This is a genomic window from Microbacterium sp. NPDC058389 (assembly GCF_042722305.1).
Taxonomy (GTDB): Bacteria; Actinomycetota; Actinomycetes; order Actinomycetales; family Microbacteriaceae; genus Microbacterium.
The window spans coordinates 23216-40887 of record NZ_JBHXJQ010000019.1; the positions used below are offsets into that span (position 1 = coordinate 23216).

General features: G+C 69.9%; 20 protein-coding genes and 1 tRNA gene. 12 read left to right on the forward strand and 9 right to left on the reverse strand.

Going from position 1 to position 17672, the window contains the following annotated elements:
• Positions 1–28: 28 nt before the first annotated feature.
• On the reverse strand, positions 29–598 hold the full coding sequence (locus tag ACFWJ8_RS18755; protein WP_378814401.1) for a TetR/AcrR family transcriptional regulator: 570 nt from the start codon (positions 596–598) through the stop codon (positions 29–31).
• Positions 599–710: 112 nt separating this feature from the next.
• Between ACFWJ8_RS18755 and ACFWJ8_RS18760 the strand changes: the two genes are divergently transcribed.
• Entirely contained in the window at positions 711–1388 is a 678-nt protein-coding gene (locus ACFWJ8_RS18760) for a GNAT family N-acetyltransferase (RefSeq protein ID WP_378814402.1), read from the forward strand.
• 53 nt (positions 1389–1441) lie between these two features.
• On the opposite strand, the gene ACFWJ8_RS18765 is transcribed toward ACFWJ8_RS18760, so the two are convergent.
• A complete protein-coding gene (locus tag ACFWJ8_RS18765) occupies positions 1442–1705 on the reverse strand; it encodes a DUF6458 family protein (protein WP_378814403.1) in 264 nt (87 codons plus the stop codon).
• Between the two features lie 154 nt (positions 1706–1859).
• On the opposite strand from ACFWJ8_RS18765, the gene ACFWJ8_RS18770 reads away from it, so the two are divergent.
• A complete protein-coding gene (locus ACFWJ8_RS18770) occupies positions 1860–3200 on the forward strand; it encodes a nitrate/nitrite transporter (RefSeq protein WP_378814404.1) in 1341 nt (446 codons plus the stop codon).
• A 124-nt stretch (positions 3201–3324) separates the two neighbouring features.
• Positions 3325–4239 carry a pseudouridine-5'-phosphate glycosidase gene (locus ACFWJ8_RS18775; RefSeq protein ID WP_378814406.1) on the forward strand — a complete coding sequence of 305 codons (915 nt, stop codon included), beginning with the start codon at positions 3325–3327 and terminating at the stop codon, positions 4237–4239.
• Positions 4240–4360: 121 nt separating this feature from the next.
• Here ACFWJ8_RS18775 and ACFWJ8_RS18780 read toward each other — a convergent pair whose 3' ends face one another.
• Positions 4361–4804: an SRPBCC domain-containing protein gene (locus ACFWJ8_RS18780; RefSeq protein ID WP_378814408.1), complete on the reverse strand. Its 444-nt coding sequence runs from the start codon at positions 4802–4804 to the stop codon at positions 4361–4363.
• Positions 4797–5174 (reverse strand): ArsR/SmtB family transcription factor, encoded by a 378-nt coding sequence (locus ACFWJ8_RS18785; protein ID WP_378814410.1) that lies wholly within the window; start codon positions 5172–5174, stop codon positions 4797–4799. Before ACFWJ8_RS18785 ends, ACFWJ8_RS18780 begins: the two co-directional genes overlap by 8 nt.
• A 100-nt stretch (positions 5175–5274) precedes the next feature.
• Between ACFWJ8_RS18785 and ACFWJ8_RS18790 the strand changes: the two genes are divergently transcribed.
• The gene (locus tag ACFWJ8_RS18790; protein ID WP_378814411.1) at positions 5275–5847 is read left to right on the forward strand and encodes a dihydrofolate reductase family protein; all 573 of its coding nucleotides are present in this window, start codon (positions 5275–5277) and stop codon (positions 5845–5847) included.
• Positions 5840–6325 carry a DUF2087 domain-containing protein gene (locus ACFWJ8_RS18795; protein ID WP_378814413.1) on the forward strand — a complete coding sequence of 162 codons (486 nt, stop codon included), beginning with the start codon at positions 5840–5842 and terminating at the stop codon, positions 6323–6325. The genes ACFWJ8_RS18790 and ACFWJ8_RS18795 overlap by 8 nt, the downstream gene beginning before the upstream one ends.
• Here ACFWJ8_RS18795 and ACFWJ8_RS18800 read toward each other — a convergent pair.
• Entirely contained in the window at positions 6317–7078 is a 762-nt protein-coding gene (locus ACFWJ8_RS18800) for an SGNH/GDSL hydrolase family protein (protein WP_378814415.1), read from the reverse strand. The genes ACFWJ8_RS18795 and ACFWJ8_RS18800 overlap by 9 nt on opposite strands.
• Positions 7079–7164: 86 nt before the next feature.
• On the opposite strand from ACFWJ8_RS18800, the gene ACFWJ8_RS18805 reads away from it, so the two are divergent.
• The gene (locus ACFWJ8_RS18805; protein ID WP_378814417.1) at positions 7165–7815 is read left to right on the forward strand and encodes a phosphoribosyltransferase; all 651 of its coding nucleotides are present in this window, start codon (positions 7165–7167) and stop codon (positions 7813–7815) included.
• Positions 7816–7833: 18 nt separating this feature from the next.
• Here the strand turns inward: ACFWJ8_RS18805 and ACFWJ8_RS18810 are convergent, their stop codons facing one another.
• The gene (locus ACFWJ8_RS18810) at positions 7834–9507 is read right to left on the reverse strand and encodes a DUF885 domain-containing protein (protein WP_378814419.1); all 1674 of its coding nucleotides are present in this window, start codon (positions 9505–9507) and stop codon (positions 7834–7836) included.
• 82 nt (positions 9508–9589) lie between these two features.
• Entirely contained in the window at positions 9590–12247 is a 2658-nt protein-coding gene (gene polA / locus ACFWJ8_RS18815) for a DNA polymerase I (RefSeq protein ID WP_378814421.1), read from the reverse strand.
• Positions 12248–12326: 79 nt separating this feature from the next.
• On the opposite strand from polA, the gene ACFWJ8_RS18820 reads away from it, so the two are divergent.
• The gene (locus ACFWJ8_RS18820; RefSeq protein WP_378814422.1) at positions 12327–12761 is read left to right on the forward strand and encodes a PaaI family thioesterase; all 435 of its coding nucleotides are present in this window, start codon (positions 12327–12329) and stop codon (positions 12759–12761) included.
• Positions 12762–12808: 47 nt separating this feature from the next.
• On the opposite strand, the gene ACFWJ8_RS18825 is transcribed toward ACFWJ8_RS18820, so the two are convergent.
• The gene (locus ACFWJ8_RS18825; protein WP_018170749.1) at positions 12809–13429 is read right to left on the reverse strand and encodes an ANTAR domain-containing response regulator; all 621 of its coding nucleotides are present in this window, start codon (positions 13427–13429) and stop codon (positions 12809–12811) included.
• A 50-nt stretch (positions 13430–13479) separates the two neighbouring features.
• Between ACFWJ8_RS18825 and ACFWJ8_RS18830 the strand changes: the two genes are divergently transcribed.
• Positions 13480–13562 (forward strand) — tRNA-Leu (locus ACFWJ8_RS18830).
• Between the two features lie 68 nt (positions 13563–13630).
• On the opposite strand, the gene ACFWJ8_RS18835 is transcribed toward ACFWJ8_RS18830, so the two are convergent.
• Positions 13631–15175 (reverse strand): APC family permease, encoded by a 1545-nt coding sequence (locus ACFWJ8_RS18835; RefSeq protein ID WP_378814425.1) that lies wholly within the window; start codon positions 15173–15175, stop codon positions 13631–13633.
• 157 nt (positions 15176–15332) lie between these two features.
• Between ACFWJ8_RS18835 and ACFWJ8_RS18840 the strand changes: the two genes are divergently transcribed.
• The 4 genes from ACFWJ8_RS18840 to ACFWJ8_RS18855 are packed head-to-tail and all read left to right on the forward strand — an operon-like array spanning position 15333 to position 17671.
• A complete protein-coding gene (locus ACFWJ8_RS18840) occupies positions 15333–15695 on the forward strand; it encodes a PadR family transcriptional regulator (protein ID WP_378814426.1) in 363 nt (120 codons plus the stop codon).
• 1 nt (position 15696) lies between these two features.
• The gene (locus tag ACFWJ8_RS18845; RefSeq protein WP_378814428.1) at positions 15697–16065 is read left to right on the forward strand and encodes a DUF1048 domain-containing protein; all 369 of its coding nucleotides are present in this window, start codon (positions 15697–15699) and stop codon (positions 16063–16065) included.
• The gene (locus tag ACFWJ8_RS18850; protein WP_378814430.1) at positions 16062–16871 is read left to right on the forward strand and encodes an ABC transporter ATP-binding protein; all 810 of its coding nucleotides are present in this window, start codon (positions 16062–16064) and stop codon (positions 16869–16871) included. Before ACFWJ8_RS18845 ends, ACFWJ8_RS18850 begins: the two co-directional genes overlap by 4 nt.
• Complete coding sequence (locus ACFWJ8_RS18855) at positions 16868–17671, forward strand: ABC transporter permease (RefSeq protein WP_378814432.1); 804 nt, start codon at positions 16868–16870, stop codon at positions 17669–17671. The genes ACFWJ8_RS18850 and ACFWJ8_RS18855 overlap by 4 nt, the downstream gene beginning before the upstream one ends.
• The last annotated feature ends 1 nt before the right edge of the window (position 17672 follow it).

A 17672-nucleotide genomic window follows, 5' to 3' on the forward strand; every position in this document is an offset into this window, starting at 1 on the left:
TTGCGCGAGAGGACGCCGGACGCGCCGCTCACGACGAGCCGGCGAGGATGGCGGCCACGACCTCGTGCAGGGCGGTGTGATCCGGGAACGCGCCGCGGTCGCCCGCGTACAGAAGATGTGCACTGCCGACCAGGGCGAGTGCGAGGGCCGCGACGTCGGCGTCCCGGCGGATCCACCCGACGTCGCGCCCCGCGGCGAGCACGTCGACGACGACCGCGGTCGCGTCCATGAGCAGAGGGATGCCGAACGCGCCCGTGCGACGCGCGCGCCGGCGCACTCCGTCGCGGCTGATGACGAGTGCCACGAGTCCTACGGTCACGGGGGTGAACACCTGCTCGAGGACATCGGTGACCGCGTCGGGAGCGGAGCCGGCGACCCGGGGCTCGATCAGACCGATGCGCGCCGCGTCCGCGGTCACGAGTGCGGCGAGGTAGGCGTCGAAGTCCTCGAAGTGCCGGTGGAGCACGCCCTTGGCCACGCCCGACGCCACCGCGACCGACCGGCTGGTGAGCGCGCCCGGTCCATCCGAGACCAGCAGGCGACGGCCGGCGTGGAGCAGCACGGTGCGGGGGTCTTCGATTGCGCGGCCGGTCGGCATGGTTCTCGCTTTCGGGAGTGGGCGTATGCCCATTCTAAGTGGGCGGACGCCCATTATGCGGTCGCCACACTCGTTCCCCCGCGGAATGACGGCGATCTGGCAGACTTCCGGGATGCAGCACTCCGACGCCCTCGCCCGGCTCTGGCCCGCCTCGGCCATACGTGCCCGCGCCGGAGATCTCGAACTGCGGTGGATCGACGACGAGCTGCTCCTGCAGCTCGCGGAGCTCGCGGGTCGCGGCATCCACTCCCCTGACGCGATGCCGTTCGAGCACCCGTGGACGCGCGGCACGGCAGACGAGGTCGCACGCAGCGTGCTGACCTACCAGTGGAACCAGCGAGGAAACGTGTCTCCGGAGGCGTTCGTCCTCGAGTTCGCGGTGCTGCACGAGGGTGTCCCGGTCGGCCTGCAGGGGCTGACCGCGAAGGACTGGAGCGTGCTGCGAAGGGTGAACAGCGGATCGTGGCTCGGCCTCGAGCACCAGGGACGCGGCATCGGCACGCGGATGCGCGCGCTCGCGCTGCACCTGGCCTTCGAGGGGTTCGGTGCGGTCGAGGCGACGTCCGGCGCGTTCGCGGACAATGCGCCGTCGAATGCGGTGTCGCGTCGACTCGGGTACGAGCCCGACGGCGCGTTCATGGTCGCGCGCGAGGGCGTCGCGGTCCCCCATAACCGCTATGTGATGTCGCGCGAGCGGTGGGAATCGCAGCGCCCCGCCCACGCGGCTCTGCTCGGGTCGCCTGTCGAGCTGACGGGTGTCGAGGCGATCCGCACGCCGATCGGCGCCTGAATCGACAAGGCGGGGAGCGAGCGCCCTCAGGCCCCCGCTCCCCGCGCCGTGCGTCAGAGGCCGGCGGTGTCGTCCGGCGTGCGAGTGGTGCGCCGAGTGACCTGCGAATCCGACGCGGGATCCACGGACGTGCTCGTGATGACGTCCGAACGGCGGCGGCGCATCATCAGGACGAGGCCGACGAGGAAGATCACGACACCGGCGCCCATGAGGATGTAGCCGATCATGTCGAGGTTGACCCAGTCCACCTGGATGTTCAGCGCGAACGCCAGGATGGCTCCGATCGCGAACAGTACGATTCCTGCTCCGATGCTCATGTGAAGCTCCTTTCCGGAGTGCTCCTCAGCCCTCCCCGGGCCTGGGGACGGGTTGTCCCGGCTACCACGCTGGTCCATCCCCCGGTTGCTGCGGGAGGGGGTTGACAACGGGGATGCCGCCGACCCATGTGCCCGTGGTGACTACGCTGGAAGGGTGTTCAGCCTGTCCCGCCCCGCCTCGACGGGGCCGGGGACACGCGCCTGGGTGATCTGGACCGTCGGGGTCGCGGCCTACGTGCTGGCGATCACGAACCGGTCGTCCCTCAGCGCGGTGGGCGTGGACGCCGCCGCGCGATTCGACGCCGACGCCGCGACGCTGTCGATGTTCGCCGTCGTGCAGCTCGCCGTGTACGGCGGGATGCAGATCCCGATCGGGGTGCTGCTGGACCGCTACGGCGCGCGCCCCATCATGACCATCGGGATGCTGCTCATGGCGGTCGGGCAGCTCACGATGGCAGTGTCGCCCAGTGTGGGAGTGGCGATCCTCGCGCGCATGCTCCTCGGTGCCGGCGACGCGGCGATCTTCCCCGGCGTGCTGAGACTGATCGCGACCTGGTTCCCCGCGCAGCGCAGTCCGATCATGGTCCAGCTCACCGGCATCGTGGGCCAGACCGGTCAGCTCGTCGCGCTCGTGCCGCTCGCGGCGCTGCTCCACGCGACGACCTGGTCGATCACGTTCGGCAGCATCGCAGGGCTCGGCGTGCTGTTCGGCGTGCTGGTGTTCCTGCTGATCCGCAACCACCCGCCGGACCGCGACGAGGACGTGTCGGTCGACACCGACACCGGCGCGATCCGCGTCGTGACGTCGGCGGTCGACACCGGCGTCGGCATCCGCGCCGCCTGGGCGCATCCCGGCACCCGCCTGGCGTTCTGGTCGCATTTCACCACGCCGTTCGCGGGCACGGCGTTCGTGCTGCTGTGGGGCATGCCGTTCCTCACCGCCGGCGAGGGGCGCACCACCGCCGAGGCTGCGTCGATCATGTCGCTGTACGTCGTCGTCGGCATGGCGCTCGGGCCGATCATGGGCGAGCTGTCGCGGCGCATCCCCCACCTGCGCTCCCGCGCGCTTGTGCTGCCCACGGTGGCCGTGCAGGCGGCCGCGTGGCTCGCCGTCGTCGCGTACCCGGGACCTGCGCCGCTGTGGCTGCTGCTCGCGCTCGCGGTGGCCCTCGCGACCGGCGGTCCGGCATCCATGATCGCCTTCGATCATGCCCGCACCCACAACCCCTCGCATCGGCTCAGCACCGCGACAGGCGTCACCAACGCCGGCGGGTTCCTCGCAGCGCTCATCGCGATCCTGCTCATCGGACTCGCCCTCGATCTGCAGGGCGCCGGCACGCCGGACACGTACAGCCTCGACGCGTTCCGCATCGCATTCCTCACCCAGCTGCCGCTGTGGGCGCTCGGCGCGACCTTCATCGTCATCGAGCGCAAGCGCACCCGCATCCGGCTGGGCATGGACCCGCCGCGCGCGCCACGGCGACCGCGCGGCTGATCCCGGATGCCGCGGCCCCGTGCCGCGCCGCACACCGGCCGGAGGCATCCCCTCGGTACTGTGGCGTTGTCGTCACACGACGGTCACCACCCGAAACGCCCTGCGCGGAGCGAAAGGATGCACCGTGATCGAACCCCTCGTCGTCGCGCCCGAGGTGCGGACTGCCGTCGCCGACGGCGAGCCTGTCCTGGCGCTGGAGTCCACGATCTTCACGCACGGGCTGCCGCGGCCGCGCAACCTCGACGTCGCACTCGAGGCCGAGGCGCGGGTCCGGGCGCTCGGTGTCGTGCCCGCCACGATCGGCCTCATCGACGGGCGCCCCACGGTCGGTCTCACCCCGGACGAGATCGAGCGGCTGGGCACGGCGGACGGCGTCGTCAAGGCGAGCGTGCGCGACGTGCCCGTCGCCGCCGTGAAGGGACTGAGCGTGGGCACCACGGTGGCGGCGACGGCATACCTGGCGTCCCGTGCGGGCCTGCGGGTGTTCGCCACCGGCGGCCTGGGCGGCGTCCATCGCGGTGCCGCGGAGTCGTTCGACGAGTCCGCCGACCTGCCCGCGCTGGCGGGGCTGCCGCTGGTCGTCGTGAGCGCCGGGGTCAAGTCGATCCTCGACATCCCACTGACGCTGGAACGCCTGGAGACCCTCGGTCTCGCCGTCGTCGGCTACCGCACCACCGACTACCCCGGCTTCTACGTGGCCGACTCGGGGCACGACATCGAGTACTCGGTCGACTCCCCTGACGAGATCGCGGCGATCGCCCGCACCCGCGACGCGCTGGGGATCGCGTCGACCCTGCTCGTCGCCAACCCGCTCGCCGTCGAGCTCGAGCTCGATCCGGCGGAGCACGACCGCGTGCTGCGCCGCGCGCTCGCGGCCGCCGAGGCGGAGGGCATCACCGGGCATGACACGACGCCGTTCCTGCTCGACTTCTTCCAGCGCGAGACGGCCGGGCGCAGCCTCGACGTCAACGTCGACGTCTACCGCGGCAACGTCGACCTCGGCGCGCGCATCGCAGTGGCTCTCGCGGACGCGTCCTGAGGCCGGGTTCCTCACGGCCGCGCCGGCCGGTGCCGACGCGCACGAGAGCGCCCGGGCGGGCGGCGCACCGGCGATGAGTGCGCTGCGGCGCCCGGGCGCTCTGTGACGAGAGCGCCCGCGCTCAGGCCTGCAGGCGCTCCAGCACGCGCTCGATGTCGTCGACGAACGAGTTGTAGCCCGCGATCGTCGCCGCCACCTGCTCGTCAGAGAAGTCCGAGCGGTCCTGGCGGATGGTGAGCACCGTGCCGTCGGCGGTCTCTTCGAGGTCGAACAGCACGGGCAGGCCCGCGTCGTCGCCCGGCTGGTCGGTGAGGGTCATCGACAGGTGCGACGGCGGCTCGACCACCTTGTACTCCCCTGCCCAGTCGATGCGGTTGCCGTCGGGCAGGTGCATGACGGCGCGGAACTGTCCGCCGGGTCGCACGTCCATCGTCAGGGTCTCCTGCGGCACCTCGACAGCGGCGGTGCCGAACCACACCGCGAAGTGCTCGGGCTTGACGAGCGTCTCGAACACCAGCGCGCGGGGTGCCCGCAGCGTGCGGGTCACGGTGAAGTACTCAGTCATGGTCATTCTCCTTGTCGGTCGTGCGGGGGTCGTGCTGAGCGGGGGCGCCGAGCTGCTGCAGGGCGTTGAGGTACTGGTCGAGGGCGGTGAGGCTGTCCTCCCAGAACTTCGCGTAGTCGCCGATCCAGGCGGATGCCGCGGCCAGCGGTCGTGCGTCGAGCTGAGCGGGCCGGTACTGCGCGCTGCGGCCCCGGGACACGAGCCCCGCCTCCTGCAGCACGCGCAGGTGCTTCGACACGGCCGCGAAGGTCATGTCGAACGGCTCGGCGAGCTCGCCGACGGTCGCCTCGCCCTCGCTCAGGCGGGCCAGGATGGCGCGCCGGGTCGGATCGGCCAGGGCCGCGAACGTGCGGCTCAGGGTGTCAGTCATGTCTCGCCTCCTTATTCAACTGATAGGTACTGTACTGATTGGTTGAATACCTGTCAACAGTCCCAGACCTCGTGTCGGCGCGCCGCGATACGGTGACGGCATGCCTCGTGTGATCTTCTACACCGCCACCACGCTCAACGGCTTCCTCGCCGACGACCACGACTCGCTGGACTGGCTGTTCGCCGTCCCGGGTGGCGAGGGCGGGGATGCCGACTTCCAGGCGTTCCTCGACGGCATCGGCGTGCTCGTCCAGGGCTCGGCGACCTATCGCTGGGTGCTCGAGCACGAGGACCTCGTCGCTCACCCCGAGAAGTGGCCCGCGTACTACGGCGACCGGCCCACCTGGGTCTTCACGAGCCGCGACCAGCCGATCGTGCCGGGCGTCGACATCCGGTTCGCCTCCGGCGCCGTCGAGGACGCCTGGCCCCAGATCCGCGCCGCCGCGGGTGACAAGGACGTGTGGGTCGTGGGCGGCGGCGATCTCGCCGGCCAGTTCGCCGACGCCGGCCTGCTCGACGAAGTGCGCGTCTCGATCGCGCCCGCGACACTCGCGTCGGGCAAGCCGCTCCTCCCCCGGGTGCTCGGGGCCGACCGTCTCGAGCTGATCGCGGTGCGCCAGGCGGGCGCCTTCGCGGAGCTGACCTACCGCGTCACGAGCGCGACGGATGAGTGAGCGCTGGCGGGGCGTCGTCGCGGCGCTCCTCAACCCCGACCTGCGAGCCGTGCTCGCCGAGACGATGGCCGCCGGACCGCTGCCCGACGCCCGTCGTCGGCGGGCGATCGAGCGCCTGCACGAGCTGGGCCTGGTGCGCGAGACCGCGTCGGGCGCGCTCGAGTTCGATGAGACGGCGGTGCGCGGCATCCTGTCGGACAACCCGCCCGTGAGACCGTCCGGACCCACGAGGTTCCTCGGCGCGGACGGGCGCATCGACCGCTACCCCGCACAGCATGCGGAACGCGACGAGCTCCTGCGGTGGGTGGCCGAGCGCGCGTTCGGCGACGCAGAGGTGCTCACCGAGCAGCAGACGAACGAACGCCTCTCCGCATTCACCGGCGACGCAGCGGTGCTCCGTCGGCACCTCGTCGACGCCGGATTGCTCGAGCGCACACGCTCGGGCTCGGAGTACGCCCGGCCTGCTGCGTCAGACTGACGGCGCGAACGAGCTCCAGCCGCCGCCGAACTTCGGCTCGCGGCCGTCGCCCGACGATGTGCCGGTGAGCCGGCGACGCACCCACGGACCCACGTGCTCGCGATAGTACGCGGCCCCGCGTGTCCCCGCCGGCGGCAGCAGCGGCAGCGACCACCACTCGGGGTGCGGGTCGAGGCCGAGCGCGTCCAGTACGCGGGCGGCCACCCGGTGGTGGCCGCGGGAGTTCATGTGGAGGCGGTCCTCGGACCAGAACGGCGGTGTCGCCAGTTCGGCGTCGAACCAGTTGTAGGCGCGCACGACGTCGGGCCGCGGCGCGAGGTGCGCCTCGACGGCGTGGGACAGCAGGTCGCCGCGACGCTGGATGAGCCGCCGCATCGGAAGCTGCCCCGACGGGTTGGCCCCCGACAGCACGATGAGCTTCACGCCCTCCTCGTCGCAGCGGCGCAGCACGGTCTCGAACGCGTCGACGACGCCGGTCACGCTCGTGCGGGGCCGCAGCATGTCGTTGCCGCCGCCGTTGAAGGACAGATGCGTGGGCTTCAGGGCGAGGGCAGGCTCGAGCTGCTGCTCGACGATCGGCCACACGAGCTTGCCGCGGATCGCGAGGTTCGCGTACTCGACGGGCTCGCCGAGGGCGTCCGCCCAGCCCTGCGCGACGAGGTCCGCCCAGCCGCGCACATGTCCGTCGGGGAGCTCGTCGCCCACGCCCTCGGTGAAGGAGTCGCCGATCGCGACGTATCGAACGGATGCCACGCCTCCAGCCTACGGCGCGCCCCGGGCACGCACGGCCGCTGCATCCCCCGTCGCACGCCGCTGCGGCACCGGCGTAGCGTGAGGACATGGCCCTGTTCGCCGACCGGCGGGCCGCAGGGCGCGTGCTCGCCGCAGACCTGGATTCCTGGCGCGGATCGGATGCCGTCGTCCTCGGCATCGCGCGCGGCGGGGTGGTGGTGGCCGCGGTCGTCGCCCGGGCGCTCGCGCTGCCGTTGGATGCGGTCGTGGTGCGCAAGCTCGGCGCCGCCGGGCATGAGGAGTTCGCCGTCGGGGCGATCGCCGACGGCGTGCGGATCATCACGGCCGACGCCGTGCGCTGGGCGGGGATGACGCCGCGCGATGTGGAACGGGTCGAGACCGCCGAGCGGGACGAGCTGCGACGTCGGACCGCGGCATACGGGACGGGGCACGCGGACCTGCGCGGCCGGACCGCGATCGTGATCGACGACGGCGTCGCGACCGGCGCGAGCGCCCTCGCGGCCTGCCGTGCGCTGCGGACGCAGCAGCCGTCGCGCATCGTGCTGGCCGTCCCCGTCGCCCCCGAGGAATGGGAGCCGCCCGGCGACACGGTCGACGAATACGTGTGCCCCCACCGCGATGCCGACTTCTGGGCCGTCGGCCAGTACTACGACGCCTTCGCGCAGACGAGCGATGCGGAGGTCGTGGCGCTGCTCAGAGACGCCTCGACGGGCTCAGCGACCGCGAGCGGTCCCTGAGCCCGTCGAAGGGGTGTGTCAGCGCGACAGCGCGAAGCGCAGCGTGTCGAGGCCGACACCGCCGATGTCGAGCGCGCGCTTGTGGAACTGCTTGATCGAGAACGCGTCGCCGTCGCGCTCGGCGACGTCGTCGCGCAGTTGCTCCCAGATGCGCTGACCGACCTTGTACGACGGGGCCTGTCCCGGCCAGCCGAGGTAGCGGTTGACCTCGAACTTCACGAACTCGTCGGGCATGTTGACGTTGCGCAGCATGAACGCCAGTGCGTAGTCGGCATCCCACGTGCCCTGGCCGTCCAGGCGCGGCTTCTCCAGGTGCACGCCGATGTCGAGCACGACGCGGGCCGCGCGCATGCGCTGGCCGTCGAGCATGCCGAGCCGGTTTGCCGGGTCCGAGAGGTAGCCGAGCTGCTCCATGAGACGCTCGGCGTAGAGCGCCCAGCCCTCGGCGTGGCCTGACGTCCCGCCCAGAAGGCGGCGGTAGGTGTTCAGCTGGGCGCGGTTGTACACGGCCTGCGCGATCTGCAGGTGGTGCCCCGGAACGCCCTCGTGGTACACGGTGGTCAGCTCGCGCCACGTGTCGAAGTCCTCGACGCCCTCGGGCACCGACCACCACATGCGGCCGGGGCGCGAGAAGTCGTCCGTCGGGCCGGTGTAGTAGATGCCGCCTTCCTTGGTGGGCGCGATCATGCACTCCAGGTTGCGGATCGGCTCGGCGATGTCGAAATGGGTCTTGCCCAGCTCCTCGATCGCGCGGTCGCTCGTCTGCTGCATCCACTTCTGCAGTGCGTCGGTGCCGTAGAGCTTGCGCGAGGCGTCCTGCTCGAGGAACGCGACGGCCTCTTCGACCGATGCGCCCGGCTTGATCTCGTTCGCGATCGACTCCTGCTCGGCGACCATGCGCGCGAGCTCCTCGACACCCCACTCGTAGGTCTCGTCGAGGTCGATCGTCGCGCCGAGGAAGCGGCGGGAGTGCAGTGCGTACAGCTCACGGCCCACGGCGTCCTTCTCGGAGGCGGCGGGGGCGAGTTCGCCCGACAGGAACGACGCGAGCTCGTCGTACGCGACGCGGGCGGCGTTCGCGTTGTCGGCCAGGTCGCGGGCGAGGGATGCCGGAAGCTGTCCCTCCGCGGGCGCCGCCTCCGCCGCGAACGTGGCGAAGAAGCCGCCGTCCGCGGTGTAGCGCGCGATCTGCGTCACGACCTCGACCACCTGGCGGCGCGCGGGGACGACGCCCTGTGCGATGCCCTCGCGGAGCGTCTCGACGTAGCCGTCGATCGCGCCCGGGACGGCGGCGAGGCGCGTCGCGATGACCGACCAGTCGTCGCTGGTCGCGGTGGGCATCAGGTCGAACGCCGAGCGGATGTTCTGAGCGTGCGAGGCGATCACGTTGAGATCGCGCAGGTGCCACTTCGCCTCGTCGAGGTCGAGTCCGAGCTGGATCTCGCGGGAGAGATCGTCTTTGGTCACCTCGTCGACGACGTCGACGGGGGTTGCTGCCTGCAGCGCGGCCAATGTCTTGCGGCCCTCTTCGGTGAGGCGCTCCTGCCCGGCCGGGCTGTAGTCGCCGAAACGGCCGTTGTGCTCGGTGCGACCGATGTAGGTCGCCAGCGTCGGCTCCAGCTCGGCAAGGATGTCGACCCACGCATCAGCGATCTTGTCGATCTGCGTGGGCGTGCGGGTTTCGTCTGTCATAGCTCCGAGCCTAGGCACGCGACGCGGTGCCGACAAACACGGAATCCGGTCCCGGGCGGCGGGGCCGCCCGGGACCGGCGGCTCAGTGCCCGGCCTCGTTCCAATCGGCGCCGCGGCCGATCTGCACGTCCAGCGGCACCGACAGCGTCGCGGCGTCGCCCATGCGCTCGCGCACGATGCGCTCGGCGGCATCCCACTCCCCTGGCGCGACCTCGACGACGAGCTCGTCGTGGATCTGCAGCAGCACGCGGGACTGCAGCTCGGCGGCAGTGAAGTCGTCATGGATGTGGAACAGCGCGATCTTCATGATGTCGGCCGCGCTGCCCTGGATCGGGGCGTTGAGCGCCGCGCGCTCCGCGTTCTCGCGCAGCACGCGGTTGGGGCTCGCGAGGTCGGGGAACGGGCGGCGGCGACCGAAGATCGTCTCGGTGTAGCCGTCGATGCGCGCCTGCTCCACCGAGGAGCGCAGATAGTCGCGCACCGCGCCGAACCGGGCGAAGTACTCCATCATGAGCTGCTTGGCCTCGGACTGCTCGATGCGCAGCTGCTTCGACAGGCCGAACGCCGACAGACCGTACACGAGGCCGTACGACATCGCCTTGACCTTCGTGCGCATCTGGGCGGTGACGTCCTCCGGCGCGACGCCGAAGACGCGCGAACCGACGAACCGGTGCGTGTCCTCGCCGGAGTTGAACGCCTCGATGAGCCCCGGGTCCTCCGACAGGTGCGCCATGATGCGCATCTCGATCTGCGAGTAGTCGGCCGTGAGGAGCGTCTCGTAGCCCTCGCCGACGGTGAAGGCGGAGCGGATGCGGCGGCTCTCCTCCGTACGGATCGGGATGTTCTGCAGGTTGGGATCCGTGCTCGACAGCCGGCCGGTCTGGCTGCCGGTCTGCACGTACGTCGTGTGGATGCGGCCGTCGTCGCCGATCGCCCGGTCGTTGCCGATGGAGCCGTCGAGCGACTCGATGATCTGCCGCAGCTTCGTGGCTTCGCGATGCTGCAGCAGCAGGTCGAGGAACGGGTGCGGGTTCGTCTCCTGCAGATCCGCCAGCACCGCGGCGTCGGTCGAGTACCCGGTCTTGGTCTTGCGCGTCTTGGGCAGCTGCAGCTCGTCGAACAGCACCTCCTGCAGCTGCTTGGGCGAGCCGAGGTTCACCTCGCGGCCGATCGCGGCGTAGGCCTCCTGGGCCAGCGCGTCGGCGCGTGCGCCGAGCTCGCCGGAGAAGGTCGACAGGATCTCGTGCGACACCGCGACGCCGGCGAGCTCCATGTCGGCCAGCGTGTGCAGCGTCGGCAGCTCGATGTCGGACAGCACCGCGGCGACGCTCTCGGGCAGCTCCGCGCGCACCGCCTGTGCGACGCGCAGGGCGTACCACGACAGCTGGCCGGGCGTCGCGCCCTCCGTCTCGGGCACGAGCTGCGACGGATCGGCTTCGGGCAGCTTCTCGTCGAGGTACCGGTCGACGAGGTCGGCGAGCGTCTTGTCGGGGAAGCTCGGGCGCAGCAGCCAGCCGGCCAGGACGACGTCGAAGTCGAGGCCTGCCAGGCGCAGTCCCGCACGCCGCAGCGCCTTCACCTGCGGCTTGGCGTCGGCGAACACCTTCGGTGCGTCGGACGCGAGCCACGGAGCGAGGGATGCCTGCACCTCGGGCGTCCACGACGCCTCGGCCGCGGCATCCTTCGTCGCCACGCCGATGCGCGCGGGCAGCCCGCCCTCGACGGTCAGAGTCACCCCGACCTCGCCGCTCGCCTTCTCGAGCCACGCGGCGAGGTTGGCGCCGCCGAGCTCGGCGGCGACCGGCGCGAGCTCTGCGGCGGCGGAGTTGACGGCGGCCATCTGCTGCTCGATGCCGGCGAGCTCGGCCACGCGCGGGATGAGCGTCTTGAACTCCAGCCGGGAGAAGATGTCTCGCACGGCCTGGGCGTCCATCGGCTGCACCTCGAGGTCGGCCGGGCGGTAGGGCAGCTCGACGTCGCGCAGCAGGCGGTTGAGGCGGCGGTTGCGGCGCACGTCCTCGGTGTGGGCGACGAGGTTGCCGCCGACGACGCCCTTGATCGTCGAGGCGCCCTCGAGCAGCGCGTCGAGCGAGCCGAACTGGGTGAGCCACTTGACGGCGGTCTTCTCGCCCACCTTCGGGACGCCCGGGAGGTTGTCGCTCGTCTCGCCGACGAGGGCGGCGATGTCGGGGTACTGCTCGGGCGGGACGCCGTAGCGGTCGATGACGGCCTGGCGGTCGTAGCGCTTCAGCTGCGACACCCCCTGCACGTTCGGGTAGAGCAGCGTGATGTCGTCGTTCACGAGCTGGATGGTGTCGCGGTCGCCCGAGCACACCAACACGTCGAAGCCCTGCTCGGCCCCCTGCGTCGCGAGCGTCGCGAGGATGTCGTCGGCCTCGATGTCCTCCTTCTGGATGGTCGTGATGCTCATCGCCGCGAGGCAGTCCTGGAGCAGCGGGATCTGCCCCTTGAACTCGTTCGGCGTCTCCGACCGGTTCGCCTTGTACTCGGTGTACTCGCGGGTGCGGAAGGACTGCCGCGACGTGTCGAAGGCGATGGCGAGATGCGTCGGCTTCTCGGCCTTCAGCAGGTTGATCAGCATCGCCAGGAACCCGTAGATGCCGTTCGTGTGCTGCCCGTCCTTGGTCGAGAAGTTGTCGACCGGGAGCGCGTAGAACGCTCGGTATGCCAGCGAATGGCCGTCGACGACCAGGAGGGTAGGCTTTGCGGAGTCCGTCACCCTGCCAGCCTAGCCAGGGCCGACGACACCCGAACTCCGCCGACGGACCCCGCCCGTGCGGCCCGACCGAAGGTGCGCCATGCCCGATCACTCCCCCGCGGCCGTCGACGGAATCGAGTGGGCGACGAGCCGCGGCATCGGCGCCCTCGCCGAGAAGATGGGGTTCGAGTGGCTCGAGTTCACGCCCGAGCGCGCCGTCGCCCGCATGCCGGTCGAGGGCAACACGCAGCCTGTCGGACTCTTCCACGGCGGCGCGTACGTGGTGCTGGGCGAATCGCTCGGATCCATGCACGCGAACTTCCACGCCGGCCCGGGCCGGCTCGCCGTCGGCGTCGACATCAACGCGACCCACACGCGATCGGCGACCGCCGGGCACGTGACGGGCGTCTGCACGCCGCTGCACCTCGGCCGCAGCCTCACCGTCCACGAGATCGTCGTGACCGACGATCAGGGCCGTCGCTGCTCGACCGTGCGCATCACGAACCACATCAAGGATCTGCCGCCGCAGGAATGAGGAGAGGGGATGCCGCGAGTCGCGGCATCCCCTCTCCGAAAGTCGTGTCAGCCCTTCTTGGGCGCGAGCTGCTCGATGATCGCCTTGGCGACGTCCTGCATCGTGAGGCGACGGTCCATCGACGCCTTCTGGATCCAGCGGAACGCCTCGGGCTCCGACAGGCCCATCTTCTCGTTCAGCAGGCCCTTCGCGCGGTCGACGAGCTTGCGGGTCTCGAAGCGCTCGACCATGTCGGCGACCTCGGCCTCGAGCGTGATGATCTGCTCGTAGCGGGCCAGCGCGATCTCGATCGCCGGCAGCAGGTCGTTCGGCGTGAAGGGCTTCACCACGTAGGCGAGGGCTCCGGCCTCGCTCGCCCGCTCGACGAGCTCCTTCTGGCTGAACGCGGTCAGCAGCACGACGGGCGCGATGTGGTTCTTGCTGAGCTTCTCGGCGGCCGAGATGCCGTCGAGCTGCGGCATCTTCACGTCCATGATCACCAGGTCGGGCCGCAGTTCCGTGGCCAGGGCCACGGCGGTCTCACCGTCCCCCGCTTCGCCGACGACATCGAATCCGTTGTCGCGAAGGATCTCGACGATGTCGAGACGGATGAGCGACTCATCCTCTGCAACGACGACACGACGGGGGGTGGACGCCGTCGTAGCGGCGGTCTGCTCCTGCTCAGTCACCCGCCAATCCTACGGTATGGTCGTTCGCGGACGCGCGGAGGACCGCGCCGGCCGGTGTGGCGGAATGGCAGACGCGACCGACTCAAACTCGGTTGCCCGCAAGGGCGTGTGGGTTCGACTCCCACCACCGGCACCCAGAACCACGAGAAGAGTGGATGCCTCGGCCCGAGGCATCCACTCTTCTCCTGTTGTACGGCCGGACTACTCGTCGACGGTCTTGATCGCCGTCGTGTTCGGGTCGGGCAGCGTCTCGACCTGTTCGGGCGAGCGGAGGTCGACGTCGGCCGGGGCCTTCTTGTCGAGCTCCGGCGGCACCTCGAGGGGGCGCCGCGAGTAGTACACCTTCGCCTTGCGGTAGAAGAGCGCGAGCGGCACGACGCCCAGCACGATGAGCCCGATGCCGAGCCAGTTGACGATCGGGTCGTTGCTCGGGATCGAGGCGAAGAACGCCCAGCCCATGAACACCGCACCGGACGCGGGCCACAGCCCGATCAGGAGGAAGTTCTTCACGGAGTGGAACAGCACCCTCCGGTACGCCACCACGACGGCGACGCCGGCGAGCGTGTAGTAGAAGGCGATCTGGAGGCCGATCGACAGGATGGCGTTCTCCATGATGTCGCCGACACTGCCCAGGAAGTTCGAGCCGACGAACAGCAGCAGCGAGACGATGAGGATCACGATCGTCGCGAAGGTCGGCGTCTTCCACCGAGGGTGCACGCGACCGAACGCGCGCGGGATCGTGTGGTCACGACCCATCGCGAACAACGACCGGGTGACCTGGATCAGCGTGGTCTCGAGCGTCGCGATCGTCGACAGGGCCACCGCGATGATCAGGATCTTGCCTCCGAGGCCCGGCCAGATCACATCGCCGAGCACCGACAGGATGTTGGCGCTGTTCGCCTCGATCTGCTCCTGCGACAGCATGATGAGCGTCGCGATCGTGAAGATCTCGAAGAGCACGAAGACGATGCCCACGCCGATGAGTCCTGCGGCGCCCGCCGCCCTGTGCCCGTTGGTGGTCTCCTCGTTGAGGTTCGAGCTGACGTCCCAGCCCCAGTAGTAGAAGGCTGCGATCAGTGCCGCACCGACGAAGATGCCGGGTCCGGTCAGGTGTGAGAAGCCGAGCCACTCCCAGGAGAAGTCCGGGCCGTCGTGGCTCGTCGTGGCGGCGCGGAAGAGTGCGAGCCCCGCGAACACCACCAGGATCCCGACCTCGATCGTCGACATGATCCACTGCGCGCGAGCGGTGATGTTCACGCCGAAGTAGACGCACGCGGCCATGATCACGAACCACACGGCGCCGACGCTCGTGATGAGCGGGACGTTGTCGGCCTGGGACGGGTCGAACAGCGACACCGTCATGGCGCCGGCAGGCAGCGCACCGGCGACCATGAAGATGGTCGCCGAGATCACCAGCGCCCACCCCGACAGGAAGCCGAGCGCCGGGTGCAGCGCGCGGGCGACCCACGAGTAGGCGGCTCCGGCGTTGACGTCGGCGCGTCCGAGATACAGGAACGCCCACGCGATGCCGAGCATCGGGATGCCGCACCACAGCAGGGCGGCCGGGGCGCCCAGTCCGGCGACGCCGACGAGGGTCGCAGTGGTGGCGGCGATGGAATATGCCGGCGCGCTGCCGGCGACTGCCATCACGATCGAGCCGGCGGCGCTGACGCCGCCCGCCTGCAGATCGTGACGCTCAGGAGTGCTCTGGCCGTCGGGTGCGACCGGTGAGCCGATTCGGGTCATCGAAGGGTCCTCTTCTGTCGCCTCCATTGGCGACGGATGGACATTACACCCGCGGATCGAAAAATCTTGCTATTCGGTGTTGCTAAGTACTGGTACTCAGTGTTACTTTGTACCGGTAGTCAGCAAGACAGAGTAGTGAAAGAGAGGGGGTGCCCCGATGGGCAAGCAGGAGACCGAGATGCTCAAGGGCACGCTGGAGGGGATCGTCCTCGCGATCCTGTCCGGGCGTCCCGCCTACGGGTACGAGATCACCGCATGGCTGCGCGACCAGGGATTCGCCGACATCGCAGAGGGCACCGTGTACGCCCTCCTGGTGCGCATCGAGCAGCGGGGGCTCGTCGACGTGGAGAAGGTCCCGTCCGAGAAGGGACCGCCACGCAAGGTCTATTCGCTGAACGCGCAGGGTCGCGAACAGCTCTCGGAGTTCTGGAGGACATGGAGCTTCCTCGCAGATCGCATCGAACAGCTCCACCGCGCACAGAGCGCACAGACCGACAACACGACTCAGGAAGAGGTTTGACATGGCCGCCAAGTGGTACGAGGTCGTCACCGGCTCGCTGGACCAGAAGAAGCAGTTCAAGCAGTACCGCGCGCGCGTCGAGGCTCTCCCCGAGCCCTATCGCGCCACGGCAAAGGCGCTCGAGCGCTACATCATGTACGCCGGCGGCATCGTCGACGGCGACGCGATGGTGCGCATGTTCAGCGACTTCGCCGACCTGTGGGAGCGCGCGGCCGCCGACGGCACGCCGGTGCGCGACATCGTCGGCGACGACCCCGCAGGTTTCGCCGAGGAGTTCGCCGCCGCGTACTCCGCCAAGCAGTGGATCGACAAGGAACGCACGCGCCTGAACAAGGCGATCGACGAGGCAGAACGAGGTGAGCACCGATGACCGATGCAGCTATCAAGGTGAAGGGCCTGGAGAAGTCCTACAAGGACCTCCACGTGCTGAAGGGCGTGGACTTCGAGGTGGCGCGAGGCAGCATCTTCGCCCTCCTCGGTTCCAACGGCGCCGGCAAGACCACCGTCGTGCGGATCCTGTCGACCCTGCTGAAGGCCGACGCCGGCACCGCTGCCGTCGGCGGATACGACGTCTCGGCCGATGCGCAGCGGGTGCGCGAGACGATCAGCCTCACGGGGCAGTTCGCCGCGGTGGACGAGGTGCTCTCGGGTCGCGAGAACCTCGTGCTCGTGGCGCAGCTGCGCCATCTCAAGAACCCCGGCGCGATCGCGGACGACCTGCTCGCCCGCTTCTCGCTCACCGAGGCCGGCGGCCGCAAGGCCGGCACCTACTCCGGCGGCATGCGTCGCCGGCTCGACATCGCGATGAGCCTCATCGGCGACCCCGCCGTCATCTTCCTCGACGAGCCGACCACGGGACTCGATCCCGCGGCCCGCCTGGAGGTGTGGGATGCCGTCACGACGCTCGCCCGCGGCGGCACCACGGTGCTGCTGACCACGCAGTATCTGGATGAGGCCGAGCAGCTGGCCGACCGCATCGCGATCCTCCACAAGGGCACGATCATCGTCGACGGCACGCTCGACGAGCTCAAGCGCCTGCTTCCGCCGGCGAAGGTCGAGTACGTCGAGAAGCAGCCGAGCCTCGAGGACGTCTTCTTCGCCCTCACCGGCGAGGTCGACGCCCCCGACGAATCCGCAGCGGCGGACACCACCACCACACGAAAGGACCGGTCATGACCACCGCCATCGCCGGCGCACCGCGCGCCGCCTCCGGTGCCCGCTTCTTCAGCGACACCGCCGTCCTCACGGGCCGCTCGCTGCGCCACATCCTGCGCAGCCCCGACACGATCATCACCACCGCCGTCACGCCGATCGCGCTCATGCTGCTGTTCGTCTACGTGTTCGGCGGGGCGATCCAGCTGGGATCCGACCACGGGTCGTACATCGACTACATGCTTCCCGGCATCCTGCTGATCACGATCGCATCGGGAATCGCGTACACCGCGTACCGCCTGTTCCTCGACATGCAGGGCGGGATCTTCGAGCGGTTCCAGTCGCTGCCGATCTCACGATCGGGGGTGCTGTGGGCTCACGTGCTCACGTCCATGGTGTCGGTCGCGGTGTCTCTGGCCATCGTCATCGGCGTGGCGCTGCTGATGGGCTTCCGCACCGGTGCGAGCTTCGCGGCCTGGCTCGGTGTGGCGGGGCTCCTCATGCTCTTCACGCTGGCGCTCACGTGGCTCGCGGTGATCGCGGGACTCTCGGCCAAGACGGTGGACGGTGCGAGCGCGTTCTCGTACCCGCTCATCTTCCTGCCGTTCATCAGCTCGGCCTTCGTCCCGACCGAGAGCATGCCGGGTCCGGTGCAGTGGTTCGCCGAGAACCAGCCCGTCACCTCGATCGTCAACTCGATCCGCGCCCTGTTCGCGGGTCAGCGGGTCGGCAGCGACATCTGGGTGGCGATGGCCTGGCTCGTCGGCATCCTGGTCGTGGCGTACGCGATCTCGATGTCGATCTACCGCCGCAAGATCAGCTGAC